This window comes from Staphylococcus sp. EG-SA-14 (genome assembly GCF_017151935.1).
GTDB classification, from domain to species: domain Bacteria; phylum Bacillota; class Bacilli; order Staphylococcales; family Staphylococcaceae; genus Staphylococcus; species Staphylococcus aureus.
This window is the reverse complement of the sequence record NZ_JACVZM010000011.1, coordinates 45,711-70,954: the sequence shown is the minus strand read 5'-3', so window position 1 is coordinate 70,954 and position 25,244 is coordinate 45,711. Positions and strand designations below refer to the sequence as shown.

The window sequence follows — 25,244 nt, the reverse complement described above, 5'->3', positions numbered from 1 at the left end:
GAAATTGCCTTTTCATTTTTATCAATGAACTTAATATTCAGCTCTATATTTATACCATTTTATAGATCACTAATCATTGAAGTAATGTATTTTATAAACGCTCTTCTAATTCTTTTTTCAAGTCTTCAAAACCAGGTTTACCTAATAATGCGAACATATTTTGTTTATATGCTTCTACACCAGGTTGGTTAAATGGATTTACGCCTAATTGGTATCCACTCATTGCACAAGCAAGTTCGAAGAAGTATACGACGTAACCGAAAGTTTCTTCATCTAATTGTGGAATGTTCACTACCATGTTAGGAACACCACCATCAGTATGCGCTAATAATGTACCTTCGAATGCTTTTGTGTTAACTTCGTCGATTGTTTTACCAGCCAAATAATTTAATCCGTCTAGATCATCACTATCTTTTTCAATAGTAATATCATATTTAGGATGATTTACTTTTACCACTGTTTCGAATAAGAAACGACGGCCTTCTTGTACATATTGACCTAAAGAATGTAAATCAGTTGTGTAGTTGGCACTTGAAGGATAGATACCTTTGAAGTCTTTACCTTCTGATTCACCAAATAATTGTTTCCACCATTCATTAAAGTATTGCATAGATGGTTCATAGTTAATCAACATTTCTGTTGTATAACCTTTTGCATATAAAATGTTTCGAATTGTCGCATATTGGTATGCAATGTTGTCTTCTAATTTATTTGAAGATAATTCTTCACGTGCTTTTGCAGCACCAATCATCATAGCTTCGATGTTAATTCCAGCTGTTGCAATTGGTAATAATCCTACTGCTGTTAAAACAGAATATCTTCCACCTACATCATCAGGTACGATAAACGTTTCATAACCTTCGTTTGTAGCCAACTGTTTTAAAGCACCTTTTTCTTTATCCGTTGTTGCAAATATACGTTTTTGTGCTTCTTCTTTACCGTATCTTTCTTCAACTAATTGTTTGAACAATCTAAATGCAACTGCTGGTTCTGTAGTTGTACCAGATTTAGAAATAACGTTTACAGAGAAATCTTTGTCTGCTAAATAATCAACTAACTCTTTCGTATATGTTGATGATAAGTGATTACCAACAAATACAATTTCAGGGTATTCATTGCTGTTTCTAAATGATGACGTTAACATTTCGATTGCTGCACGTGCACCTAAGTAAGAACCACCAATACCGATGACTACTAAAACATCAGAATTTTCTTTAATGCGTTTTGATGCTTCAACAATTCTTGAAAATTCTTCTTTGTCGTAATCAACTGGTAAATCAACCCAGCCTAAGAAGTCACTACCTGCACCAGTACCTTCATGAATTGTTTTGTGAATTGATTTAACAATTTCTTGTTGTTGTTTTAATTCGTGTTCACCGAAAAATTCTAACGTTTTACTAAAATCTAATTGAATATGAGTCATCTATAAAAGCCTCCTGTTTCATTTAATATCTTAATTTTACTAAGTTTACGTTTGCGATTCAATTCACAAGTTTGTACTTAATCAATAAAATTGATATTTATGTGACGTTTCACACCTATTTTTCAACAAACATTTCAAACTGGCGTCAAACACTCAAACATTTTTTATACAATTTGCATGTTTTTTAAAATACTTTTAAACATTGATAAATAAGCATTTATACTTACAACTCTAACTATCTCTATCGCATTTTATGAATAAATATGTAAAATAATGGTTTTATTTTCATTAAAAGTTTGCTATCATGTGTTCATACGAAATATTCAGATAACTACAATGAGGTGAATTTTATGAAAGAGAAAATTGTTTTAGCATATTCAGGAGGACTAGATACAAGTGTGGCCGTTCAATGGCTTATCGACAAAGGATACGACGTTGTAGCTTGTTGCCTAGATGTTGGTGAAGGTAAAGATTTAGACATCGTTTATAAAAAAGCTTTAGATATGGGAGCAGTTGAATGTCATATTATTGATGCAACAAAAGAATTTAGTGATGAGTATGTAAGTTATGCAATCAAAGGAAATTTAATGTATGAAAATGCATATCCATTAGTTTCAGCTTTATCAAGACCATTAATCGCTAAAAAATTAGTAGAGATTGCTGAGAAAACAAATTCAGTAGGTATTGCACATGGTTGTACTGGTAAAGGGAATGACCAAGTACGTTTCGAAGTTGCCATTAAAGCATTAAACCCATCATTGAAAGCATTCGCACCTGTACGTGAGTGGGCATGGAGTCGTGAAGAAGAAATCGATTATGCAATTAAACATAATATCCCTGTATCAATCAACCATGATTCACCTTATTCTATCGATCAAAATCTATGGGGCAGAGCGAATGAATGTGGTATTTTAGAAGATCCTTATGCTGCGCCACCAGAGGATGCGTTCGATCTAACAAATGCTTTAGAAGAAACACCAGATACTGCTGATGAAATCATTTTAACGTTTGATAAAGGCATCCCAGTTCAAATTGATGGCAAAACATATGAATTAGACGATTTAATTTTAACGTTGAATGCATTAGCTGGTAAGCATGGTATCGGAAGAATTGACCATGTAGAAAATAGACTTGTAGGTATCAAATCAAGAGAAATTTATGAGGCACCTGCTGCAGAAGTTATTTTAAAAGCGCATAAAGCATTAGAAACGATTACGTTAACGAAAGATGTCGCACACTTTAAACCAATCATTGAGAAGCAATTTGCTGAACAACTATACAATGGACTTTGGTTCTCACCTTTAACTGATAGCTTGAAATTATTTATTGATAGTACTCAGCAATACGTAAGTGGTGATATCAGAATTAAATTATTCAAAGGTAATGCCATCGTGAATGGTAGAAAATCACCTTACACATTATATGATGAAAAATTAGCAACTTATACAAAAGAAGATGCATTTAATCAAGACGCTGCTGTTGGCTTTATCGATATCTATGGTTTACCTACTCAAGTAAATGCGATGTTGCATGGAGGCTATAGCAATGAGCAATAAAGCTTGGGGCGGTAGATTTGAAGTACAACCTGAAGAGTGGGTTGACGACTTTAACGCATCCATTACTTTTGATCAAACGCTCATAGATCAAGATATCGAAGGCAGCATTGCACATGCAACTATGCTTGCGAATCAAGGCATTATTAGTCAACAAGACAGCGAACAAATTATACAAGGACTAAAATCTATTCAACATGATTATCATCAAGATCAAATTCAATTTAGTGCATCATTAGAAGATATTCATTTAAATATTGAACATGAATTAATTAAACGTATTGGTGATGCTGGTGGTAAGTTGCATACTGGACGCAGTAGAAACGATCAAGTTGCAACAGACATGCACTTGTACACTAAGAAACAAGTGCAAGATATCATCGCATTAATTAAGTCGTTACAAAGTGTAATTGTAGACATCGCTTCCAATAATGTTGATACAATTATGCCTGGTTATACTCATTTACAGCGTGCACAGCCAATTTCATTTGCACATCATATTATGACTTATTTTTGGATGTTACAACGAGACCAACAACGATTTGAAGATAGTTTAAAACGAATCGATATTAATCCTTTAGGTGCAGCAGCCTTAAGTGGTACCACATACCCTATCGATAGACACGAGACAACAGCATTGTTGAACTTTGGCAGTCTCTATGAGAATAGCCTAGATGCTGTTAGTGACAGAGACTATATTATTGAAACATTGCATAATATTTCTTTAACGATGGTTCACTTATCACGCTTTGCAGAGGAAATTATTTTCTGGTCCACAGACGAAGCTAAATTCATTACATTATCAGATGCATTTTCAACTGGCTCATCTATTATGCCACAAAAGAAAAATCCTGATATGGCAGAATTAATTAGAGGTAAAGTTGGTCGAACGACTGGTCATTTAATGAGCATGCTTATGACTTTAAAAGGATTACCTCTAGCATATAACAAAGACATGCAGGAAGATAAAGAAGGTTTATTCGATGCTGTCCATACAATTAAAGGTTCTTTACGTATTTTCGAAGGTATGATTCAAACGATGACAATTAATAAAGAACGACTCAATCAAACTGTTAAAGAAGATTTTTCAAATGCAACGGAACTAGCAGATTATTTAGTAACTAAAAATATTCCATTTAGAACTGCACATGAAATTGTAGGAAAAATCGTCTTAGAATGTATACAACAAGGTCATTATTTATTAGATGTTCCTTTAGCAACATATCAACAACATCATTCTAGTATCGATGCCGATATTTACGATTATTTGCAGCCTGAAAATTGCTTGAAACGACGTCAAAGTTACGGGTCAACGGGTCAATCATCGGTCAAACAACAACTTGATGTTGCTAAACAATTACTATCACAATAAATACGTTAATCTACCTACCCACAATGTCTATTAAAATTACATTGTGGGTATTTTAATGCTCTCTTCGTCTTGTTGAACATCACATTTTTAAGATTCCTAAAATGTTTGATAATTCTTTTAAATTTATATTACAGAAATGTTATAAATTGTAAAAGAAATGTGTAAAGCGTTTTCACAAGCAGGTTTTTGTAGTATTTTAAAATTATTAGACTACAAATAAAGAGATGAAAGGATAAAGACTATGACTAACTCTTCGAAAAGCTTCACTAAATTTATGGCTGCTTCTGCTGTTTTTACTATGGGATTTTTATCAGTACCTACTGCTGGCGCTGAACAAACAAATCAAATTGCAAATAAACCTCAGGCTATTCAATGGCATACAAATTTAACGAATGAGCGATTCACTACTATCGCACATCGTGGCGCAAGTGGCTATGCACCCGAGCATACGTTTCAAGCATATGATAAGAGTCATAATGAGTTAAAAGCATCTTATATCGAAATTGATTTACAACGTACCAAAGATGGCCATTTAGTTGCTATGCATGATGAAACTGTTAACCGTACAACAAATGGACACGGTAAAGTTGAGGATTATACCCTTGATGAATTAAAACAGTTAGATGCAGGAAGTTGGTTTAATAAAAAATATCCAAAATACGCAAGAGCAAGTTATAAAAATGCTAAAGTACCCACTTTAGATGAAATTTTAGAACGTTATGGCCCGAATGCAAACTATTATATTGAAACAAAGTCACCTGATGTATACCCAGGAATGGAAGAACAATTATTAGCTTCATTGAAAAAGCATCACCTTTTAAATAACAATAAATTAAAAAATGGACATGTAATGATTCAATCATTTTCTGACGAAAGTTTAAAGAAAATTCATCGTCAAAATAAGCATGTGCCATTAGTAAAATTAGTTGATAAAGGTGAACTACAACAATTTAACGACCAACGCTTAAAAGAGATACGCTCTTATGCGATTGGATTAGGTCCTGATTATACAGATTTAACTGAACAAAATACCCATCATTTAAAAGACTTAGGATTTATAGTACATCCTTATACAGTGAATGAAAAAGCTGATATGTTACGATTAAATAAATATGGCGTTGATGGTGTCTTTACAAATTTCGCTGATAAATATAAAGAAGTCATTAAGTAGTATTGTTAAACTAGAAAACATAAATACAAAAATATAGCTATTACTATAAAAAACAGCAGTAAGATATTTCCAAATTGAAATTATCCTACTGCTGTCTTTTTGATCAACTATATATAGTTGAGCGTTTAATTAGAAATTCTCAGTGTTGGGGCCTCACCAACTTGCATTGTCTGTAGAAATTGAGGAGCTAATTTCTCTGTGTCGGGGCTCCACCCCAACTTGCACACTATTGTAAGCTGACTTTCCGCCAGCCTCTGTGTTGGGGCCCCGCCAACTTGCACACTATTGTAAGCTGACTTTCCACCAGCCTCTGTGTTGGGGCCCCGACTATTTTTGAAAAGAGCGTGTTACACGGGCATTGTTTTACAGTCAACTACTGCTAAAATAAAATTAACGAGCTTAGGGCTTTGTTTTCTGTCCCAAGCTCGTTAAATCACATATGATAATTAATTATGCCCAACCACGATATCTAGCTGCTTCTGCTGTACGTTTAATACCTATGATATATGCTGCAAGTCTCATATCTATTTTTCGATTTTGAGACAATTCGTAAATCGTGTCAAATGCCGCTTCTAATTTTTCACGTAGCTTTTCATTTACTTCTTCTTCAGACCAATAATAACCTTGATTATTTTGTACCCATTCGAAGTAAGAAACCGTTACACCACCAGCACTTGCTAATACGTCTGGAACTAATAATATACCACGTTCAGTTAAAATACGTGTTGCTTCTGGTGTTGTAGGTCCATTAGCAGCTTCAACAACGATACTAGCTTTAATATCATGTGCATTGTCTTCTGTAATTTGGTTTGAAATAGCCGCTGGTACTAAAATGTCACAATCTAATTCAAACAATTCTTTATTTGAGATTGTTTCTTCAAATAAATTTGTTACCGTACCAAAACTATCACGACGGTCTAATAAATAATCTATATCTAAGCCATTTGGATCGTGTAATGCACCGTAAGCATCAGAGATACCTACAATTTTTGCACCTAAATCATATAAGAATTTAGCTAAGAAACTTCCGGCATTACCGAAACCTTGAATAACAACCTTGGCACCTTCAATTTGCATATTACGACGTTTTGCAGCTTGTTCAATTGCAATAACTACACCTAGTGCAGTTGATCTGTCGCGTCCATGAGAACCACCCAATACAATTGGTTTACCTGTGATGAAACCTGGTGAATTAAATTTATCTAATGCACTATATTCATCCATCATCCAAGCCATAATTTGTGAGTTTGTAAATACATCTGGTGCTGGAATATCTTTGTTCGGACCTACGAATTGTGAAATTGCTCTTACATATCCGCGTGATAAACGTTCAACTTCATGAATGCTCATTTGACGTGGATCACAAACGATACCACCCTTACCACCACCGTATGGTAAGTTTACAATGCCACATTTCAAAGTCATCCACATTGATAATGCTTTTACTTCTTCTTCATCAACATCTGGGTGGAAACGCACGCCCCCTTTTGTTGGTCCAACAGCATCATTATGTTGCGCACGGTAACCTGTGAATGTTTTAACTGTGCCATCATCCATTCGTACAGGGATACGCACTTGTAACATTCTTAAAGGTTCTTTAATTAAATCGTACATTCCTTCGTCAAATCCCAATTTATGCAATGCTTCTTTAATAATTCCTTGAGTAGAAGTTACTAAATTATTGTTCTCAGTCATGATCCTTTTCGCCTCTTCTTTACCTAATGATTTCGCTTTCAAACATATTGTAACATAACGTATTCCTTTTTAAAGCCCTTACAAACTGATTGTTACAACTTTTTGACATTATTGAAATACATGTCTTATTTTTTCAAGTGCAAGGTCCAATTCTTCTTTAGTAATAATTAATGGTGGTGCAAAACGAATGACAGTATCATGCGTTTCTTTACATAATAAGCCTTCTTCTTTCAAAGCTTCACAATATGGTCTAGCACTTTCATTAAGTTCCACACCTATAAACAAACCACGTCCACGGACTTCTTTAATTGATGGATGATCAATTTGCTTTAATTGTTCTTTAAAATAATCTCCTAATTCTAAAGAGCGCCCTGGTAAATCCTCATCAACGATAACATCTAATGCAGCAATTGATGCAGCACAAGCAAGTGGATTACCACCAAATGTTGAACCATGTGAGCCAGGTGTAAAGACATCTAATACTTCTTTATCTGCTAATACAACAGAAATTGGGAAGACACCACCACCTAGTGCTTTACCTAAAATATAGACATCAGGTTTTACATTATCCCAATCCGTAGCAAATAATTTACCCGAACGACCTAATCCTGCTTGGATTTCGTCAGCAATAAATAAGACATTATGTTCATCACATAATTCTCTAATTGCTTTCAAATATCCTTCTGGCGGTATATTTATACCCGCTTCACCTTGAATTGGTTCTACTAAAACTGCTGCAGTATTTTCATTAATTGCAGCTTTCAATGCATCTACATCTCCAAAATCAACTTTTCTAAATCCATCTAATAACGGACCATAACCACGTTGGTATTCTGCTTCTGAAGATAATGAAACTGGCGCCATTGTTCGACCATGGAAGTTACCATTAAATGCAATGATTTCTGCTTTATTTGGCTCAATTCCTTTAACATCGTATGCCCAGCGTCGTGCTGCTTTCAAAGCTGTTTCTACTGCTTCAGCACCTGTATTCATTGGTAAAGCTTTATCTTTACCTGCCAGTTTACAAATTTTTTCGTACCATTCACCTAAGTTATCACTATGAAAAGCACGTGAAACTAGAGTCACTTTATCAGCTTGATCTTTTAATGCTTGAATAATTTTCGGATGTCTATGACCTTGGTTAACAGCGGAATATGCAGATAACATATCCATATATTTATTGCCTTCAGGATCTTTAACCCATACCCCTTCAGCTTCTGAAATGACAATTGGCAATGGTAAATAATTATGTGCTCCGTAATGATTTGTTAACTCAATAATTTTTTCAGATTTAGTCATCATATCTCCCCTTTTCATCATTTATAACTATTATACATGAAACATTATCCAAATAATTACATTAGTTTTCAAAGCAGATACTTTTCCACCAAAAAAGATGAAATAATCACTAAGTTTCATTAAATTTGTCTATTTTGAAAACCCTTACATTTATAATGACATAATTACTTAAATGATTACAAGCAAAAGAATTGATAATTTTACACTTAATCAAAAGTATATTTTACTAAGAATATTTTTATTTATAAATATTGAAAACCACTAACAAATTGCATACACAATATCATTAGTGGTAACAGTTAAACACTTATTTATCTTTACGTGGTAATGGATAAAACCCTTCATTAAATTGATGCCATAAATTAGGAGTTAAGTGATGATTATCTTCTCTCTCTGGATCAAAGTAATTAATAATTTCATCTTCCCGTCCATCTTTAATTTTTTCAACAAATTGATAATCCAGTAGTAGCTCTCTACCAATGGCTACTAAGTCAACACCAACATTTTCAACTGCATCTAAAGCTTCGTCAGCTGTGAAAATTGAACCAATACCGATAAGTGGCATACGACCATTTATCCATTTGTGAATTAAAGGCAGTCTTTCTTGTCCAGCGTATTTACCTTCACGTGTCGTTGCATGCGTATCCATCATTGAAACATGAATATAGTCGATTGGCATATGGCTAATTTTATTAACGAGTTCCTCTGTAATTTCCATTGTGATTCCTGGAGACTCCGCTTCCTCTGGAGATAATCTGTATCCAACTATAAAGTCTTTATTGCCATACGCTTCTTTCGCTTTAAGTACTTCTTCAATCACAGCGACCGGGAATTTATATTGATTTGCCCATACATCATTTCTTCTATTATAGTATGGTGATACAAATTGATGAATTAAGTAATGATTCGCGCCATGTATTTCAACACCATCAAACCCTGCTTCAATTGCACGTCGCGTTGCTTCACCAAAATCCTTGATTGCTTGTTCAATCTCTTCATTCGTCATTTCTCTAGCACTATGTTCTTGTTTCTGACCAAAACTTTTTAAAGAAATTGGACTTGGTGCTACGACGTCTCCATCAGGTGTTAATTCAGGCAATGCTTGTGCACCGCCATGATGTATTTGTACGAGTGCTTTGGCACCGTTTTTCTTCATTGCTGTAGCTAATCGTTTTAGTCCTTCAATATTACTGTCATGCGCGATTGATGGCTGTCCTGGAAATGCTTTTCCGACATCACTCACATTACTCGCAGCATTAATTGTAATACCAACATCTTGTGAACGCTTTTCAATATAAGGAAGTTCTACATCTGAAATAGTACCATCATCATTTGAAGAAATATGTGTTAAAGGGGCTAACACAAATCGATTTCTCAACTCTACTCCATTTGGTAATTCTACTTTATCAAACAATGGTTCGTATTTACTTTTCATTACTTAATTCCTCCTTAAAATTATTGAGTTGACTATAACATGTAATTTTTTCATTCTCCAATTATCTGTTTATATAGTTGCAATTCGTTTAATACTTTAAGTTGTAGTTCTCATTTCTAAAATAAATAAAAAAAACAAATCCACATACAATATTGCAAATCAACGATTCTATCTAACAAAGATAATGGATATGTCACCTTAAACCATTTGTACGTGTAAATAGAATCAATCATATTACGTTATCGTAGACAAAAAGAGATTAGTATCTAATAAAATTTAATAGATACTAATCTCTTTTATAGTCTAAGAAACTTTCATTTCAGACCCTTTGTATGATTTTCGGTACGATTTATCTGTTCCTTTAGTCGTTTCGAATTGCTCGCTTTGACTGTTTTATCCAGATTGGTAAGCGTTCTTTAAGTGTTTGAAACCCATATTTTTCTGTTTCTCTGATTTCATCTAATACTGATTGTTTTTCCTTCTTACGCTCATAATTTTTGAAGTAATCATTATCCTTTAATGATAGATTAAGCTTTCCTTCATCATCTATAGACAAAATTTTAGCTTTAACAATTTGGCCTTCTGATAGAAATTTCTTCAAATTATGAACGTAGTCATCCATAATTTCTGATATATGAATCAGTCCTTCAGTATGATTAGGGGTCTCAACAAACGCACCGTATGGTTGAATACCAGTTACACGCACCTTGATATGTTGGCCAATTTTGTAGTTATTCAACTTAATAACCCCTTATTTCGTTTACTTAACACTATTATCATAGCACAAATCGAAATGGTGGACTAATTAAAACATCAAATCATACGAATATTATTTTATAAATGAATAAGAATTCTACAAACTTGGATTTACAAATAAAATTAGCAACAAATTCCTATCTAAATCAATATGATATCCAGCTACTTTGTTTTCAATTTATTTACTATTTGAATAGCAATTCTCTGTAAAAACATAAAAAGCAACCTCAACTATTATCTTTAAAATACACATCTATTTAAAAACTGTGCTTTCTTGATAAATATATTGAGATTGCTCATCATATTAGTTTATTTATTTTCGTTGGAATATATACTAATCCATTCATAAATTAGCTTTATCCGAGTTTAAAATGTTGGTAGTTAATTATGTTTAGATATTATTCTTCAACATCAATAGATTCAATTACAACATCATGAAGTGGTTTATCTTGTGGTCCCACTTTTGTATTTGCAATATCTTCTAATGTAGTTTCACCATCAATGATTTGACCGAATACTGTATGTTTTTGATCTAACCATGGTGTACCACCCTTTTCGCCATATGCATCAACGATTGGTTGAGGCCAGCCACCATCTGCAAGTTGACTTAACATATTTTGAGGTACTTCTTTCATTTGAACAATGAAAAATTGTGAACCATTAGTATTAGGTCCTGAGTTAGCCATTGATAATGCGCCATATAAGTTAAATGCATTTAATGAAAATTCATCTTCAAAAGCACCGCCATAAATACTTTCGCCACCCATACCAGTAGCTGTTGGATCGCCACCTTGAATCATGAAGTCATTAATGACACGGTGGAATGTGATTCCATCATAATAACCATTTTTTGCATGTGTCACAAAATTTTCAACTGTTTTTGGTGCAATATTTGGAAATAATTTGAATGTCATGTCACCTTTATTTGTGTGCATAACCACTTTGATTTCACCTTGTTGTACTTCTTTGTTTAACTGTGGATAGTTAGCCATTTATATTCTCCATTCATGTTATGATACATATATATTAACATACTTTTAAGGGAGGAAAATAGCATGAAGCTATATCGATTTTCACACAAAACAGGTAGCTATGGTGTCACGATTGTTGAAGAAAATGGAGACGATGTCCTTGTTAAAGTTGAACAAGTTATCAAACACCCGAAACAAGGTGATTTACATAACCCTACTGAAACTGAAGGTGTATTTTTCCATGAACGCAAAGCATTAAGCCATTTTGAAAAACGCTATACGAAACGTTCACAATTACGCGACTTCAATGTTGATGTATTGCGCTATGAAGATTCACTTCAACAAGCAATTACAGATTTAGAAACTAAACTTAAAGCTCAGCAAACAAAACATGCTGAAATGTCTTTAGCTAGTTTAGCACGCTTAAAAGAAGATTATTCACTTCAATACAAAGAAAATTTTAAATAAAAAATGACGTGTTTCTTCTTATTTAAATACTTCTGAAAATAAAGCACAACAAGGAGTGTGTACGTTTTTCAGAACTATATCATTCATGTATAATGAATAACATAAATATTTTTTAAAGGAGGACAACATAGTGAGTTTGTTACATATTGCGGTGATATTACCGTTAATATTCGCACTCATTATTCCTATCCTGTATAGATTTTTTAAACGTATACATTTAGGATGGTTCGTATTACCTGTCCCTATCGTCATATTTATTTATATGCTTACATTAATTAAAACGACGATGTCAGGTAATACTGTAATGAAAACCTTAAATTGGATGCCTCATTTTGGTATGAACTTTGATTTATATCTTGATGGCTTAGGTTTACTCTTTAGTTTGCTTATTTCAGGAATCGGCAGTTTAGTAGTATTATATTCAATCGGCTACTTAAGTAAGTCAGAACAACTAGGGAATTTTTATTGTTATTTATTACTATTTATGGGTGCAATGTTAGGTGTCGTACTTTCAGATAATGTTATTATTCTATATTTATTCTGGGAGCTAACGTCATTTTCTAGTTTTTTACTTATTTCATTCTGGCGCGAACGACAAGCATCTATATATGGTGCTCAAAAATCGCTCATAATCACAGTATTTGGTGGTCTATCATTATTAGGTGGTATCATCTTACTCGCTATACCAACGCAATCATTTAGCATTCAGTACATGATTCAACATGCTTCTGAAATTCAAAATAGCCCATTCTTCATTTTTGCGATGATTTTAATCATGATTGGTGCTTTTACAAAATCTGCTCAGTTTCCATTTTATATTTGGCTACCAGATGCAATGGAAGCACCTACACCAGTCAGTGCTTATCTTCATTCAGCAACAATGGTTAAAGCAGGGTTATATTTAATCGCTCGAATGACACCAATCTTCGCAGCATCGCAAGGTTGGGTATGGACTGTCACACTCGTTGGTTTAATTACGTTATTCTGGGCTTCGCTAAACGCAACAAAACAACAAGACTTGAAAGGTATCCTAGCATTTTCAACAGTATCCCAATTAGGTATGATTATGGCAATGCTTGGAATCGGTGCCATTAGTTATCACTATCAAGGCGATGATAGCAAAATATATGCTGCTGCATTTACGGCTGCAATATTCCATTTAATCAACCATGCAACATTTAAAGGTGCCCTATTTATGATTACAGGTGCAGTGGATCATTCTACTGGTACACGTGATGTTAAGAAATTAGGTGGCTTACTAACAATTATGCCTATTTCATTTACAATCACTGTTATTACAGCATTAAGTATGGCTGGTGTACCACCGTTCAATGGTTTCTTATCAAAAGAATCATTTTTAGAAACAACATTTACAGCAAGCCAAGCAAATTTATTCAGTGTTGATACATTAGGCTACCTATTCCCAATCATTGGTATAGTGGGCAGTGTCTTCACATTTGTATATTCAATTAAATTTATAATGCATATATTTTTCGGACAATATAAACCTGAACAATTACCTAAAAAAGCACACGAAGTATCAATATTAATGCTTTTATCACCAGCTATTTTAGCTACATTAGTAATTGTATTCGGTTTATTCCCTGGCATTTTAACTAATTCGATTATTGAACCAGCTACATCTTCGATTAATCATACGGTAATTGATGATGTTGAATTCCATATGTTCCATGGATTAACGCCTGCCTTTTTATCAACATTAGTGATTTATATTTTAGGTATCTTACTAATTGTGACATTTAGTTATTGGGTGAAATTGTTGCAACGACAACCTGGTAAACTAACATTCAATTATTGGTACAACAGAAGTGCAAATGTTATTCCAAACTACTCTGAAAAGATGACGAATAGCTATGTTACCGATTATTCACGTAATAATTTAGTTATCATTTTTGGTGCATTAATTTTATTAACATTTGTCACTATATTCTCAGTACCTTTCAACATTAATTTTAAAGACGTTAGTCCGATTAGAATTTTCGAAGTTTGTATCGTAATTTTATTATTAAGCGCTGCCTTTTTAATTCTTTTCGCTAAATCAAGATTATTTAGCATTATTATGTTAAGTGCAGTTGGATATGCTGTGTCTGTATTGTTTATATTCTTTAAAGCACCCGACTTAGCATTGACACAGTTTGTCGTTGAATCTATTTCAACAGCATTGTTCTTATTATGCTTCTACCATTTACCAAATTTAAATCGTTATAATGAAAAGCGCTCATTCCAGCTTACTAATGCTTTAATTGCTGGTGGAGTTGGTTTGTCCGTCATTATTATCGGTTTAATTGCATACGGAAATAGACATTTTGAATCGATATCTAAGTTTTATCAAGAGCACGTCTATGATTTAGCTCACGGTAAAAACATGGTAAACGTCATACTTGTTGATTTCCGTGGTATGGATACTCTATTCGAGTCATCTGTGCTTGGTATCGCAGGATTAGCTGTATATACAATGATTAAATTACGTAAAAAGCGTCAAACGCAAGGTAACGAGGTGAAAAATCATGAATAGACAACAAAATGATCTAATTTTGCAATTTGCTGCAGTTATTATCTTTTTCATGGTAATGGTCTTTGGTTTTTCACTTTTCTTAGCAGGACATTATACACCTGGTGGCGGTTTCGTCGGCGGATTATTATTCGCAAGTTCACTTGTTATCATTACGATTGCATTTGATATAGAAACAATGCGTAAAATTTTCCCATTAGATTTTAAAATCTTGATAGGTATCGGATTAGTTTTTTGTATTGCGACGCCTATCGCAAGTTGGTTTTTAGGCAAAAATTTCTTTACGCATGTCACATTTGATATACCGTTATTTATATTAGAACCTGTTCATATGACAACAGCAGTATTCTTTGATTTCGGTGTTTTATGTGCAGTAGTTGGTACTGTCATGACAATTATTATTTCGATTGGAGAGAACGAATAGTGGAAATTATTATGATTTTTGTTAGTGGTATTCTCACAGCAATTAGTGTCTATCTCGTTTTGTCTAAAAGTCTGATACGAATTGTTATGGGAACTACACTATTAACACATGCAGCAAATTTATTTTTAATAACTATGGGCGGACTTAAACATGGTACTGTTCCAATTTATGAAGCGAACGTAAAAAGCTATGTTGATCCTATCCCGCAAGCACTTATTTTAACAGCAATCGTTATCGCCTTTGCGACAACAGCCTTTTTCTTAGTATTAGCATTTAGAACATATAAAGAATTAGGCACAGATAACGTTGAGAGTATGAAAGGAGTTCCAGAAGATGATTGAAAGTAATATGCTTGTGTTAACGCTAGTTATTCCAGTAATTACAGCCATATTACTTGTCTTTATTGGAAAGCGTCCTATTATAAAGCGTTATGTCGCACTAGGCGGTACATTATTAACCTTGGTCGCGGCAATTATCAATTTAGCAAATGTTGTTAAACATGGACCAATACGAGTAGAGCTAGGTTCATGGAAAGCACCATACAGTATTGTCTTTGTATTAGACATATTCAGTGCGCTACTAATAATTACTAGTATTATTATTACAGCTATTGTGATTTTATATTCATACCAAACAATTGGTATTGAACGTGAAAGATATTATTATTATTTTTCAGTACTATTTATGTTAATAGGTATCATTGGTGCATTCACAACTGGTGACATTTTCAACTTATTCGTATTTTTCGAAGTATTTTTAATGTCATCTTATTTCTTATTAGTAATTGGTTCTACAAAAATTCAACTACAAGAAACAATCAAATATGTTCTTGTTAACGTTGTATCGTCATCCTTCTTCGTAATGGGTGTAGCGATTTTGTATTCAGTAGTAGGAACATTGAATCTAGCAGATATAAGCAATAAATTAGCTAACCTTTCAGCGCATGACAGTGGCTTAGTCAATATCGTTTTCATACTATTTATCTTTGTTTTTGCTACAAAAGCTGGCGTATTCCCAATGTTTGTTTGGTTACCTAGTGCATACTATGCACCACCAATTCCAATCATTGCATTCTTTGGTGCTTTGTTAACAAAAGTTGGTGTTTATGCAATCGCTAGAACATTGAGCCTATTCTTTAGTGATAATGTAAGCTTTTCACATTATGTCATTTTATTCTTAGCACTATTAACGATCATCTTTGGTTGTGTCGGTGCTGTTGCATATGCCAACATTAAAAAAATCATCCTATACAATGTCATGATTGCTGTAGGTGTAATCTTAGTCGGCGTTGCAATGATGACAGAGTCAGGTATGATTGGTGCTATTTACTATACATTGCACGACATGTTAGTAAAACTTGCATTATTCTTGCTTATCGGAATTATGATTAAAATTACAGGCACTGCTGATTTAAGACAATTTGGTGGCTTAATTAAACGATATCCTGTACTTGGTTGGTCATTCTTTATCGCAGCATTAAGTTTAGCTGGCATTCCCCCACTCAGTGGCTTTTATGGAAAATTTTTCATTGTCCAATCAACATTTGAAAGAGGATTTTATTTAAGTGGTGTCATCGTCTTATTATCAAGTTTAGTCGTATTATATTCTGTCATTCGCATATTCCTACAAGGCTTTTTCGGTCAACCAAAAGGATATGATCTTAATAACAAAGTCGACGTCAAATATTTAACTACGATTGCAATCGTTGCAGTTGTGATAACTGTTTTATATGGATTGTCAGCAGATTACTTATATCCAATGGTAAAAGCTGGTGCAGAAACATTCTACAATCCATCAACCTACGTTAAAGCTGTATTAGGAGGTAAATAACATGGCTGTACAATTAGTATTAAACTTTATTATCGCAGTGTTTTGGTTGTTTGTAACAAATAGTTACACAACAAATAACTTTGTGTTAGGTTTCATCTTTGGCCTAGTTCTTGTTTACCTCTTACACAGAGTGTTACCAGGTAGATTTTATGTCATCACGCTATATCGTATTATTAAATTAGTTATTATTTTCTTAATCGAACTGATTAAAGCTAATTTTGATGTTTTGAAAATTATTATTAAACCTTCGATTAAAAATGAACCAGGATTCTTTGTTTATCACACAGATTTAAAAAAAGATTGGCAAATTGTCTTGCTGTCTAATTTAATTACATTAACACCTGGTACTGTAGTGCTTGGTGTAAGTGACGATCGTACAAAAATTTATATTCATGCCATAGATTTTTCAACTAAAGAGCAAGAAGTAGAAAGTATTAAAACATCATTAGAGAAAATTGTAAGAGAGGTGGGCGAAATATAATGAATCATAATGTTATTATCGTTATTGCATTAATCATAGTTGTCATTTCTATGTTAGCTATGCTCATTCGCGTTGTGCTAGGCCCATCACTTGCCGATCGTGTTGTCGCATTAGATGCGATTGGTCTTCAATTAATGGCAGTTATAGCATTATTCAGTATTTTATTAAATATTAAATACATGATTGTCGTTATTATGATGATTGGTATATTAGCTTTTTTAGGTACTGCAGTATTCTCTAAATTTATGGACAAAGGTAAGGTGATTGAACATGATCAAAATCATACTGATTAGTCTTGCACTTATCTTTGTTATCATCGGTGCTTTAATTAGCGCCCTGGCAGCTATAGGATTATTGAGACTTGAAGATGTATATTCACGTGCACATGCTGCCGGAAAAGCATCAACATTAGGTGCAATGTCATTACTATTTGGTACGTTTTTATATTTTATTGCTACTCAAGGTTTTGTAAATATGCAATTAATCGTTGCGATTATCTTTGTATTAATTACAGGTCCTCTTTCAAGTCATATGATTATGAAAGCAGCATATAATATTAAAACGCCTTATACTAAAAAGACTAAAGTCGATGAAATTTCAGAAGACTTAAAAGACACAAAATTGTAGATTATATAACAAAATCATGAATATAAATCAACAACAAACAGCAGTAAGATGATTCCAAATTAGGAATGATTTTACTGCTGTTTTCTTTTGACATTGTTACCTCTTTTTCAATGGTTTTTTCTTTGACTACAGCTTCGCCCTATCTACATATATCTCTTTAATTTAATTGCCTTTCATGTCGTTATGTATTATGATAATAATAATTATAAATCGTAACGATTACGCTTTAAAAAGAGAGAGGTTTTATTATGCATTGGACAATTATCGGCGGTGGCATACAGGGAACTGCAATCGCACAAAAACTATTATCAAGCGGATTAACAACAGACCGATTAACAATCATTGACCCACACGAAACTTTTTGCCAAAGGTTTAACTCATTTACAAATCGAATAGAAATGCCTTATTTAAGATCACCGATTGTACATCACGTACATCCACAACCGTTCCATCTAAAACAATTCGCTAAACAGCACCAATATACAAATGCTTTTTATGGTCCTTATCAACGACCTGAATTGACAATGTTTATGGATCATATTGCACATGCTTCTAAACAATATCAATTAGAGGATTGCTTGGTTCAAGGTTTAGTTCAAACTTTAGATAAACAAGAAGACAAATGGCATATCAAGTTAGAAGATGGACAAATTATCACTACAGATTGCGTCGTTATTGCAATAGGTAGTACAAATATTCCGTTTATGCCTGACATTTTAAAAGACAAACAGAATGTAAATCATATCTTCGAGAAAGAACATGATCAAGTAGTATATGATAAGACCGATCATATCGTTGGTAGTGGCATTACGGCTGCACATCTTGCACTTAAATTGTTAAATCATGATAACGATAAAAAGATTCATTTATGGCTAAATAAAGATATTGAAATACATGACTTTGATGCTGATCCTGGTTGGTTAGGTCCGAAAAATATGTCTTCATTTTTAAGTACTAAAAGCATGCCTGAAAGAAATGCCATTGTACAACGTGAACGTCATAAAGGATCAATGCCTCACGAACTGTACTTACGCCTTAAAAAACATATTAAAAATGGTCGTATAAATGTGCATAAAACACCTATCACTCAAATTAGTGGTGGTGTAATTAACACTGAAAATAATTCTGTTCCATATCAACAGATTATGGTTGCAACTGGTTTTGAACAAGATTTTATGTCACAACCACTTATTAAGCAATTAATACAAAATTATGATGCACCTATCAACGAATGTAATTACCCTGTTATTTCCGAAAAATTAGAATGGATACCAAATCTATTTGTCGCAGGATGCTTTGCAGACTTAGAATTAGGACCATTTGGTAGAAATGTTATGGGTGGTCGTAAAGCTGCCGAACGCATTGAACAAGCATTTCTAAAACTACAACAATATAGCGCATAAAAAAACTGCTAGCCGTAGTTATGAATATCTCATAACATTTCAGCTAGCAGTTCTTTTATTTTAAAGGTTTAATAGCAACTGTACCACGCATAACTGTAATTAATTGTTCTTTGTCATTCTTAATTTTTATATCCCATACATGTGTCGACTTACCTCGATGAATAATTTCAGCTGTCGCAGTAACACGACCATCTTTAGCAGAATGAATATGGTTAGCATTCATCTCTAAACCTAATGGAATAAATTTGGTTGTATCAATTAGGTTAGCGGATCCTAATGAACATGCTGTTTCACCTAAAGCAATCGAAGCACCACCATGTAAATATCCAAATGGTTGTTTTACTTTATCAGTAACAGGCATAGAAATAACAACTAAACCATCTTCCTGGTGATCTATTGACATCTCAAATGTCTCTAATAAATGAGTCATATTTTCACCTCTTTATGCTTATAGTACCATAGCAGCAATAGTACCGAAAATCATTAAAGGAATATTATAAAACAAGAAGTTTGGTACACATGTATCGCGTATATGATCATGTTGGCCATCAACATTTAATCCCGCAGTTGGTCCTAATGTTGAATCACTTGCAGGTGAACCTGAGTCACCTAATGCACTCGCTGTTCCAATCAATGCGATTAATGCCATTGTATCTAGTCCAATTGACGCTCCAAAAGGAATGAATAATGATGCGATAATAGGAATTGTTGCAAATGATGATCCAATACCTAAAGTGACAATTAAACCTATCACATACATCATGATAATGCTAAATAATTTATTATCACCAGTAATACTTGTTAAAGTTTTAACTAATTCATCTATATCACCAGTAGCATTCATTACACCAGCAAATCCATTTGCTGTTAAAATAACTACACCAATATAAGCCATAATTTTAATACCTTCAACAAACTTAGCATCTAATTCATACCAATTATATGCACGTGAAATAAAGAATACGAGTACCCCTGCCAGTGCACCAAAAATCATTGAATCTGTAAATGTTTGTACTAAAAATGTAGCTAGTATTGCCACAATTGTTACTATTAAGATATATGGTTTTAACTCTGTAACATTGTCACTATCTGAAATTTTACGTGTTTCATATTCACGTGGTTTACGATATACATATAAACCGATAAGTAAGCCAACAATATACCCCATTGAAGGAATAAGCATTGCTTTCCAAATCATATTAAACTCAATTGGGTGATTCGCCTTTGCAAAGCCACTTTGAATAATTTGCTGGAAAATTTGACCGAATCCATATGGTAATAACACATACGGGAAACATAAACCAAAACCGATAATCAAACCGATTAAACGTCTATCTATTTTTAAGTCATTAAACAGACTTAACAATGGTGGGATGACAATTGGAATGAATGCAATATGTACAGGAATTAAGTTTTGACTCATGATACTCATAGCTAATAATGCAATGATTATTGTCACTTTGACTTTAACTCTTGACCATCGACTATTTTCAGCGTGAATTGCATTTATAATTTTTCCTACTAAATAGTCTGTGATACCACTGTATGAAATTAATGCTGCAAATCCACCTAATAAAGCATAGCTTAATGCTACCTCAGCACCATCGACTATATTTTTCCCAAATACATTTATAACTTTTTCAATGCTCATGCCTGAAATTAAGCCACCAACTAGCGCACTGATAAATAAGCTTATAACTACGTTTAATCTACATAAACATAGCACAATCATTAAAATTACTGCTATTACTACTGCATTTATCATATGACAACCATCCTTTATCACTCTATCGAACTAAAGCGTTTATAGACTACATAGTATCAGTAGCTTTAACACCTGTCAATAGCAAACTATACCAATAATCTTTATTTTTTAGTTAATTGTCTTTCTTAAAATAATTTTCGCTTTCATTAAATTAAACAATTTTACAAGCCTGGAACACCAATCAAAATCCTAAGTTCTAAAATGTAATATTAGTAGTCGTTGACTAAATGAACATATGCTTATAATATTTTTTTGCAATGCTAGTCAAGTTGATTTATGCTCACAAGGATATGCGATTTATATTTTCTTACAACAATGAAAATGCCTGATACAATGCGATCCTTTATACTTTCAAGAGTTAAATTAGAAATGTATATCAAGACACAAGTTGTATCAGGCAAATAATTAAATTATTGTTGTTTTAACCATTGTACTATCGTCGGAATCATAAATCCTGTTGGCCCTTTTGGACCATTATATGAAGCTTTATTAGTCGTTGCTGGACCTGCAATATCGAAATGAATGTGAGGTGTTTGACCACTAAAATGTGTTACAAAACTTGCCGCAAATAGCGCTTTACCTTGTCCATTCGTATGGTTAACTAAATCAGCGATATCACTGTGTTTAATACTTGCACGTTCGGTTGCAGTAATCGGTAATTCAAATACCATTTCATCGACTTCAGAACTTATTTGTAATATGTCGTTTAATATCAATTTACTATTCGATTCAAATGCAGCAGCTTTATCATCGCCTAGTGCAACAATTGCTGCACCCGTTAATGTAGCAAAGTCCATAATCACACTAGGCTGATATTGATTTGCATAATACACAGCATCTGCAAGGACTAATCTACCTTCAGCGTCTGTATTCATTACTTCTACAGTTTCACCACTTAATGCTGTAAATACATCATCTGGCTTCATTGATGCTTCATTTATCATATTTTCAGCACAAGCAAGCACTCCGACAATATTTACAGGCAGTTGTAAACGACTAGCCGCTTCAATGATACCAACGACATTCGCAGCGCCACACATGTCAAACTTCATTGTAGCCATGCCATTCTTCGTTTTAATACTATAACCACCAGAATCATACGTTATACCTTTACCAACTAAGGCAATTGGTGCTACATCTTTGTCTTTGCCATTATATGTGATGGTTACTAATCTCGGTTTATGCTTACTACCTTTACCTACTGCTTGTAAAAGTCCGAATCCTTCAGAAACTAAAGTGTCATAATCTTTAACATCTACTTTGACCTTTGTATTTTTAAAATGATTAACAATATCTTCTGCAAATGTTTGTGGTGTTAATACATTCGGTGGCATATTACTAAAGTCTCTTGCCAAATTAATGGATTGGCCAATACTGATACCCTCATGAATGAAATCTAATTCAATTAATGATTCACTAATAAGGTTTAAATTCGTCTTAAACGGTGCCTTCTTACTTGATTTATAATGATCGAATTCATATGTTGCACGCTCACTTTGAATACCGCATGCCATTAATACATCTGATAACTGATCATATTTTGAAATAAATGAATCCATAAGTAAATATGTATCTTCAATGTGTTCTGACTTTATGTATTGGAAAAGATGTCCCCATATTTTCAACATATCTTGATAACTACGTGCTTTTAAGTTTCCTAAACCAACTGTAATTAAACGATATGTTTGATCTTGTACATCAAATGCAGTTGTATAAATCTTCCCAACTTTACTACCAATAATATGTTGATGTTTTAGTCTTTCAAGTGATTCTGTAATATCGATATGATTAAAACTAATGCGCTCTAACTGATTTAAATGTTCTGGTATACCAATAATCAATGTATTTATTTCGTTGCTTAGTGTGTTATTTAATTTAAAATTCATAATGTACCTCCTTAGATTTGATATGTTACTCACTTCAAATTGTACAACAATAAAGCCCTTCAGTGACACTGAAGGACTTTATAAATGAATAATTTAATTTTATGTGTTTAGCTGAAACTTTATTTAAAGCCTAGAATTTACCTTTTTTGAATGCTAAACCGATACCACCGATTTTGAATACCGCACGTGTATCAATCACTTTTTTCATGAATGCTGCTTTTTTACCAGCGATAGGTTTACCAAATACCATACCTACACCGTCATGTGAACCTAAAGAACAAACAGTTCCACGATCAACGTATTCGAATTCTTCAGTTGATTCACCGTTTAAGATGCGTTTAATGTTTTTAGCAACACTTTCACCTTGTTGCATTGCAATTTGTGCTGTAGTTGGTAATGGACGTTCTTCTCCAGCTGGGATAAACGCTGAACAGTCACCAATAACAAAAATGTTGTCGTAACCATTGATTGTTAAATCTTGCTTTGTAACGATACGTCCACGTTTAACGCCTTCAAATGATTCTTCCATTAATTTACTACCACGTACACCAGCTGCCCATACTGAAGTACCTGCATTTAATTGTTGTTTTTCACCATCTACTTCAACTACAAAACCTTTTTCGTTACAAGCAACGATTGGTGTAGCAATTTTAAATTCAACACCGCGGTCTTCTAAGTAGCTAACTGCGTGGTTAACTAATTCTTCTGAGAACATTGGTAACATTTTAGGTGCTGCTTCAACACAAGTGATTTTAACTTTATTTTGATCCACACCATATTTGCTACATAATTCAGGAATTCTGTCTGTTAATTCACCTAAGAATTCAACACCAGTGAATCCAGCACCACCAACTAAGATAGATAAATCGTTATCATCTTTTTCTTTTGATGCTGCATAGTTAGCAAATTTGTCTTCGATATGACGTGATAATTCACGTGCTGTGATAACATTTTCAATTTGGAAAGCATGATCTTTCATACCTTCGATGCCGAATGTTTCACTAACGAAACCTAATGCTACTACTAAAATATCAAAGTCATAAATACCTTGATTTGTTTCTACCTTTTTAGCATCACGGTCAATTTTTGTTACTTCTGCTTGAACAAAGTTCACTTTGTCTTTCTTCAAGACACTTTCCACAGGATATAATACATCTTCATAGTTTAGTGTACCTGCTGATGCTTCATGTAACCATGTTGCTTCATAGTGATATTCATTTTTATTAATAAGCGTAATTTCTGCTTCTTCTGTTGATATCGCTTTTTGCAATTTAGTTACAGTTTGTAAACCTGCATAACCAGCACCAAGTACAAGTACTTTTTTACGATCTTGAGCCATTTAATTTCACCTAAGCTTTCATATTTTTTTAACCAAATGCTGATAATTACTAGTAACAACTGGTCATTACTACTTTTACCACAATGTATACTAGTTTATCATCATTTTGATATTTAAGTCTTTTAAATTATGTAAAAACCTGTGATGTTCACAAAAAAGACATTTTTAATCCAATACTAATTCTATAGCTTTTATGTTATATTTTCAAGCAAGATTCAGTCAGATTGTGAAAAAATTAATTAATTTTTTTGTAGCCTGATTTCGATTAAAAATGTATCCGTTATCACGATCATTTAAATTACTATTTATAGTCAGATTCTTAATTTTCAATAAGCTTTTTAATAAAACAAAATATCTTTACGTAAAAATAGGACATAATCAAATATGTCCCTAATCGTTATTGATATCAATTTGTATCCAAAAAATTGGGTTAACCATTAAAAAGTTATTTTATTAGCAATTTTCAGGATTACCTGCAACTTTTGCAGTTCTAAATGAACTACCACAGCCACATGAAGCAATTGCATTAGGATTGTCGATTTGGAAACCGCCACCCATTAATGATTGCTTAAAATCAATAGTCGTACCATTTAATACGGGTGCATCTTCTTTGTCTACTAATACTTTTAATCCAAAGTATTCTAAGACTTCATCATTTTCACCAGGCGCTTCTTCTGCACCCATACCGTATGTTAAACCAGTGCACCCGCCACCATTCACTTTAATTTTTAAATAGCCATCTGGCATTTCATTTGCTTTAAGCATATCTTTTACTTCGTAGGCAGCTGCTTCTGTTAATATAACTGTTGGCAT

23 protein-coding genes are annotated in these 25,244 nt (G+C 33.3%); 12 read left to right on the top strand and 11 right to left on the bottom strand.

All coding sequences use genetic code 11. The features are described 5' to 3' along the window. Positions 1 to 91: 91 nt before the first annotated feature. Complete coding sequence (locus tag IDG63_RS08220; RefSeq protein WP_000148856.1) at positions 92 to 1,423, bottom strand: glucose-6-phosphate isomerase; 1,332 nt, start codon at positions 1,421 to 1,423, stop codon at positions 92 to 94. 350 nt (positions 1,424 to 1,773) lie between these two features. On the opposite strand from IDG63_RS08220, the gene IDG63_RS08215 reads away from it, so the two are divergent. The 3 genes from IDG63_RS08215 to IDG63_RS08205 all read left to right on the top strand — a co-directional run bounded on the left by IDG63_RS08215 (position 1,774) and on the right by IDG63_RS08205 (position 5,519). Continuing rightward, positions 1,774 to 2,979 (top strand): argininosuccinate synthase, encoded by a 1,206-nt coding sequence (locus IDG63_RS08215; RefSeq protein ID WP_000660043.1) that lies wholly within the window; start codon positions 1,774 to 1,776, stop codon positions 2,977 to 2,979. After that, the gene (gene argH, locus IDG63_RS08210; RefSeq protein WP_000066053.1) at positions 2,969 to 4,348 is read left to right on the top strand and encodes an argininosuccinate lyase; all 1,380 of its coding nucleotides are present in this window, start codon (positions 2,969 to 2,971) and stop codon (positions 4,346 to 4,348) included. Before IDG63_RS08215 ends, argH begins: the two co-directional genes overlap by 11 nt. 241 nt (positions 4,349 to 4,589) lie before the next feature. Beyond that, a complete protein-coding gene (locus tag IDG63_RS08205) occupies positions 4,590 to 5,519 on the top strand; it encodes a glycerophosphodiester phosphodiesterase (RefSeq protein WP_000185319.1) in 930 nt (309 codons plus the stop codon). A gap of 450 nt (positions 5,520 to 5,969) precedes the next feature. On the opposite strand, the gene IDG63_RS08200 is transcribed toward IDG63_RS08205, so the two are convergent. The 5 genes from IDG63_RS08200 to IDG63_RS08180 form a co-directional block, all read right to left on the bottom strand. After that, entirely contained in the window at positions 5,970 to 7,214 is a 1,245-nt protein-coding gene (locus IDG63_RS08200) for a Glu/Leu/Phe/Val family dehydrogenase (RefSeq protein WP_000138487.1), read from the bottom strand. Positions 7,215 to 7,322: 108 nt separating this feature from the next. After that, positions 7,323 to 8,513, bottom strand: coding sequence for an ornithine--oxo-acid transaminase (locus tag IDG63_RS08195; protein ID WP_000167314.1), 1,191 nt, complete (start codon positions 8,511 to 8,513; stop codon positions 7,323 to 7,325). Positions 8,514 to 8,820: 307 nt separating this feature from the next. Further along, complete coding sequence (locus IDG63_RS08190) at positions 8,821 to 9,948, bottom strand: NADH-dependent flavin oxidoreductase (protein ID WP_000838037.1); 1,128 nt, start codon at positions 9,946 to 9,948, stop codon at positions 8,821 to 8,823. Positions 9,949 to 10,309: 361 nt separating this feature from the next. Next, positions 10,310 to 10,687 (bottom strand): S1 domain-containing post-transcriptional regulator Ygs, encoded by a 378-nt coding sequence (gene ygs, locus IDG63_RS08185; RefSeq protein WP_001067294.1) that lies wholly within the window; start codon positions 10,685 to 10,687, stop codon positions 10,310 to 10,312. Between the two features lie 415 nt (positions 10,688 to 11,102). Beyond that, on the bottom strand, positions 11,103 to 11,696 hold the full coding sequence (locus IDG63_RS08180) for a peptidylprolyl isomerase (RefSeq protein WP_000035058.1): 594 nt from the start codon (positions 11,694 to 11,696) through the stop codon (positions 11,103 to 11,105). Positions 11,697 to 11,759: 63 nt separating this feature from the next. Between IDG63_RS08180 and IDG63_RS08175 the strand changes: the two genes are divergently transcribed. The 9 genes from IDG63_RS08175 (at position 11,760) to IDG63_RS08135 (ending at position 19,441) form a co-directional block, all read left to right on the top strand. Next, positions 11,760 to 12,143: a kinase-associated lipoprotein B gene (locus IDG63_RS08175; RefSeq protein WP_000781162.1), complete on the top strand. Its 384-nt coding sequence runs from the start codon at positions 11,760 to 11,762 to the stop codon at positions 12,141 to 12,143. A 130-nt stretch (positions 12,144 to 12,273) separates the two neighbouring features. Next, positions 12,274 to 14,679 (top strand): Na+/H+ antiporter Mnh1 subunit A, encoded by a 2,406-nt coding sequence (gene mnhA1, locus IDG63_RS08170; protein WP_000054609.1) that lies wholly within the window; start codon positions 12,274 to 12,276, stop codon positions 14,677 to 14,679. After that, positions 14,672 to 15,100, top strand: a complete 429-nt coding sequence (mnhB1, locus tag IDG63_RS08165) for a Na+/H+ antiporter Mnh1 subunit B (RefSeq protein ID WP_001081626.1) — start codon at positions 14,672 to 14,674, stop codon at positions 15,098 to 15,100. The genes mnhA1 and mnhB1 overlap by 8 nt, the downstream gene beginning before the upstream one ends. Beyond that, positions 15,100 to 15,441, top strand: coding sequence for a Na+/H+ antiporter Mnh1 subunit C (gene mnhC1 / locus IDG63_RS08160; RefSeq protein WP_000402803.1), 342 nt, complete (start codon positions 15,100 to 15,102; stop codon positions 15,439 to 15,441). Before mnhB1 ends, mnhC1 begins: the two co-directional genes overlap by 1 nt. Next, positions 15,434 to 16,930, top strand: a complete 1,497-nt coding sequence (gene mnhD1 / locus IDG63_RS08155; protein WP_000573077.1) for a Na+/H+ antiporter Mnh1 subunit D — start codon at positions 15,434 to 15,436, stop codon at positions 16,928 to 16,930. Before mnhC1 ends, mnhD1 begins: the two co-directional genes overlap by 8 nt. Position 16,931: 1 nt before the next feature. Next, on the top strand, positions 16,932 to 17,411 hold the full coding sequence (gene mnhE1, locus IDG63_RS08150; RefSeq protein WP_000290674.1) for a Na+/H+ antiporter Mnh1 subunit E: 480 nt from the start codon (positions 16,932 to 16,934) through the stop codon (positions 17,409 to 17,411). Further along, complete coding sequence (mnhF1, locus tag IDG63_RS08145) at positions 17,411 to 17,704, top strand: Na+/H+ antiporter Mnh1 subunit F (protein ID WP_001016306.1); 294 nt, start codon at positions 17,411 to 17,413, stop codon at positions 17,702 to 17,704. Before mnhE1 ends, mnhF1 begins: the two co-directional genes overlap by 1 nt. Then, positions 17,682 to 18,038, top strand: a complete 357-nt coding sequence (mnhG1, locus tag IDG63_RS08140; protein ID WP_000590451.1) for a Na+/H+ antiporter Mnh1 subunit G — start codon at positions 17,682 to 17,684, stop codon at positions 18,036 to 18,038. The genes mnhF1 and mnhG1 overlap by 23 nt, the downstream gene beginning before the upstream one ends. Before the next feature lie 248 nt (positions 18,039 to 18,286). Further along, positions 18,287 to 19,441 carry an FAD/NAD(P)-binding protein gene (locus tag IDG63_RS08135; protein ID WP_000558756.1) on the top strand — a complete coding sequence of 385 codons (1,155 nt, stop codon included), beginning with the start codon at positions 18,287 to 18,289 and terminating at the stop codon, positions 19,439 to 19,441. Between the two features lie 55 nt (positions 19,442 to 19,496). Here IDG63_RS08135 and IDG63_RS08130 read toward each other — a convergent pair whose 3' ends face one another. The 5 genes from IDG63_RS08130 to IDG63_RS08110 all read right to left on the bottom strand — a co-directional run bounded on the left by IDG63_RS08130 (position 19,497) and on the right by IDG63_RS08110 (position 25,244). Next, positions 19,497 to 19,871 (bottom strand): PaaI family thioesterase, encoded by a 375-nt coding sequence (locus IDG63_RS08130; protein WP_000149295.1) that lies wholly within the window; start codon positions 19,869 to 19,871, stop codon positions 19,497 to 19,499. A gap of 18 nt (positions 19,872 to 19,889) precedes the next feature. Continuing rightward, positions 19,890 to 21,206 carry a Na+/H+ antiporter family protein gene (locus IDG63_RS08125; RefSeq protein ID WP_000606324.1) on the bottom strand — a complete coding sequence of 439 codons (1,317 nt, stop codon included), beginning with the start codon at positions 21,204 to 21,206 and terminating at the stop codon, positions 19,890 to 19,892. 410 nt (positions 21,207 to 21,616) lie between these two features. Next, on the bottom strand, positions 21,617 to 23,092 hold the full coding sequence (locus IDG63_RS08120) for a M17 family metallopeptidase (protein ID WP_001009690.1): 1,476 nt from the start codon (positions 23,090 to 23,092) through the stop codon (positions 21,617 to 21,619). A gap of 130 nt (positions 23,093 to 23,222) precedes the next feature. Beyond that, positions 23,223 to 24,431, bottom strand: a complete 1,209-nt coding sequence (locus IDG63_RS08115; protein ID WP_000046076.1) for an NAD(P)/FAD-dependent oxidoreductase — start codon at positions 24,429 to 24,431, stop codon at positions 23,223 to 23,225. Positions 24,432 to 24,884: 453 nt separating this feature from the next. Next, complete coding sequence (locus tag IDG63_RS08110) at positions 24,885 to 25,244, bottom strand: HesB/IscA family protein (protein ID WP_001143495.1); 360 nt, start codon at positions 25,242 to 25,244, stop codon at positions 24,885 to 24,887.

What these genes read in the sequence shown, in the direction of transcription:
- IDG63_RS08220 (WP_000148856.1), bottom strand. Translation starts at nt 1,423, where the DNA reads ATGACTCATATTCAATTAGATTTTAGTAAAACGTTAGAATTTTTCGGT.
- IDG63_RS08215 (WP_000660043.1), top strand. Translation starts at nt 1,774, where the DNA reads ATGAAAGAGAAAATTGTTTTAGCATATTCAGGAGGACTAGATACAAGT.
- argH (WP_000066053.1), top strand. Translation starts at nt 2,969, where the DNA reads ATGAGCAATAAAGCTTGGGGCGGTAGATTTGAAGTACAACCTGAAGAG.
- IDG63_RS08205 (WP_000185319.1), top strand. Translation starts at nt 4,590, where the DNA reads ATGACTAACTCTTCGAAAAGCTTCACTAAATTTATGGCTGCTTCTGCT.
- IDG63_RS08200 (WP_000138487.1), bottom strand. Translation starts at nt 7,214, where the DNA reads ATGACTGAGAACAATAATTTAGTAACTTCTACTCAAGGAATTATTAAA.
- IDG63_RS08195 (WP_000167314.1), bottom strand. Translation starts at nt 8,513, where the DNA reads ATGACTAAATCTGAAAAAATTATTGAGTTAACAAATCATTACGGAGCA.
- IDG63_RS08190 (WP_000838037.1), bottom strand. Translation starts at nt 9,948, where the DNA reads ATGAAAAGTAAATACGAACCATTGTTTGATAAAGTAGAATTACCAAAT.
- IDG63_RS08180 (WP_000035058.1), bottom strand. Translation starts at nt 11,696, where the DNA reads ATGGCTAACTATCCACAGTTAAACAAAGAAGTACAACAAGGTGAAATC.
- IDG63_RS08175 (WP_000781162.1), top strand. Translation starts at nt 11,760, where the DNA reads ATGAAGCTATATCGATTTTCACACAAAACAGGTAGCTATGGTGTCACG.
- mnhB1 (WP_001081626.1), top strand. Translation starts at nt 14,672, where the DNA reads ATGAATAGACAACAAAATGATCTAATTTTGCAATTTGCTGCAGTTATT.
- mnhD1 (WP_000573077.1), top strand. Translation starts at nt 15,434, where the DNA reads ATGATTGAAAGTAATATGCTTGTGTTAACGCTAGTTATTCCAGTAATT.
- mnhE1 (WP_000290674.1), top strand. Translation starts at nt 16,932, where the DNA reads ATGGCTGTACAATTAGTATTAAACTTTATTATCGCAGTGTTTTGGTTG.
- mnhF1 (WP_001016306.1), top strand. Translation starts at nt 17,411, where the DNA reads ATGAATCATAATGTTATTATCGTTATTGCATTAATCATAGTTGTCATT.
- mnhG1 (WP_000590451.1), top strand. Translation starts at nt 17,682, where the DNA reads ATGATCAAAATCATACTGATTAGTCTTGCACTTATCTTTGTTATCATC.
- IDG63_RS08135 (WP_000558756.1), top strand. Translation starts at nt 18,287, where the DNA reads ATGCATTGGACAATTATCGGCGGTGGCATACAGGGAACTGCAATCGCA.
- IDG63_RS08130 (WP_000149295.1), bottom strand. Translation starts at nt 19,871, where the DNA reads ATGACTCATTTATTAGAGACATTTGAGATGTCAATAGATCACCAGGAA.
- IDG63_RS08125 (WP_000606324.1), bottom strand. Translation starts at nt 21,206, where the DNA reads ATGATAAATGCAGTAGTAATAGCAGTAATTTTAATGATTGTGCTATGT.
- IDG63_RS08120 (WP_001009690.1), bottom strand. Translation starts at nt 23,092, where the DNA reads ATGAATTTTAAATTAAATAACACACTAAGCAACGAAATAAATACATTG.
- IDG63_RS08115 (WP_000046076.1), bottom strand. Translation starts at nt 24,431, where the DNA reads ATGGCTCAAGATCGTAAAAAAGTACTTGTACTTGGTGCTGGTTATGCA.
- IDG63_RS08110 (WP_001143495.1), bottom strand. Translation starts at nt 25,244, where the DNA reads ATGCCAACAGTTATATTAACAGAAGCAGCTGCCTACGAAGTAAAAGAT.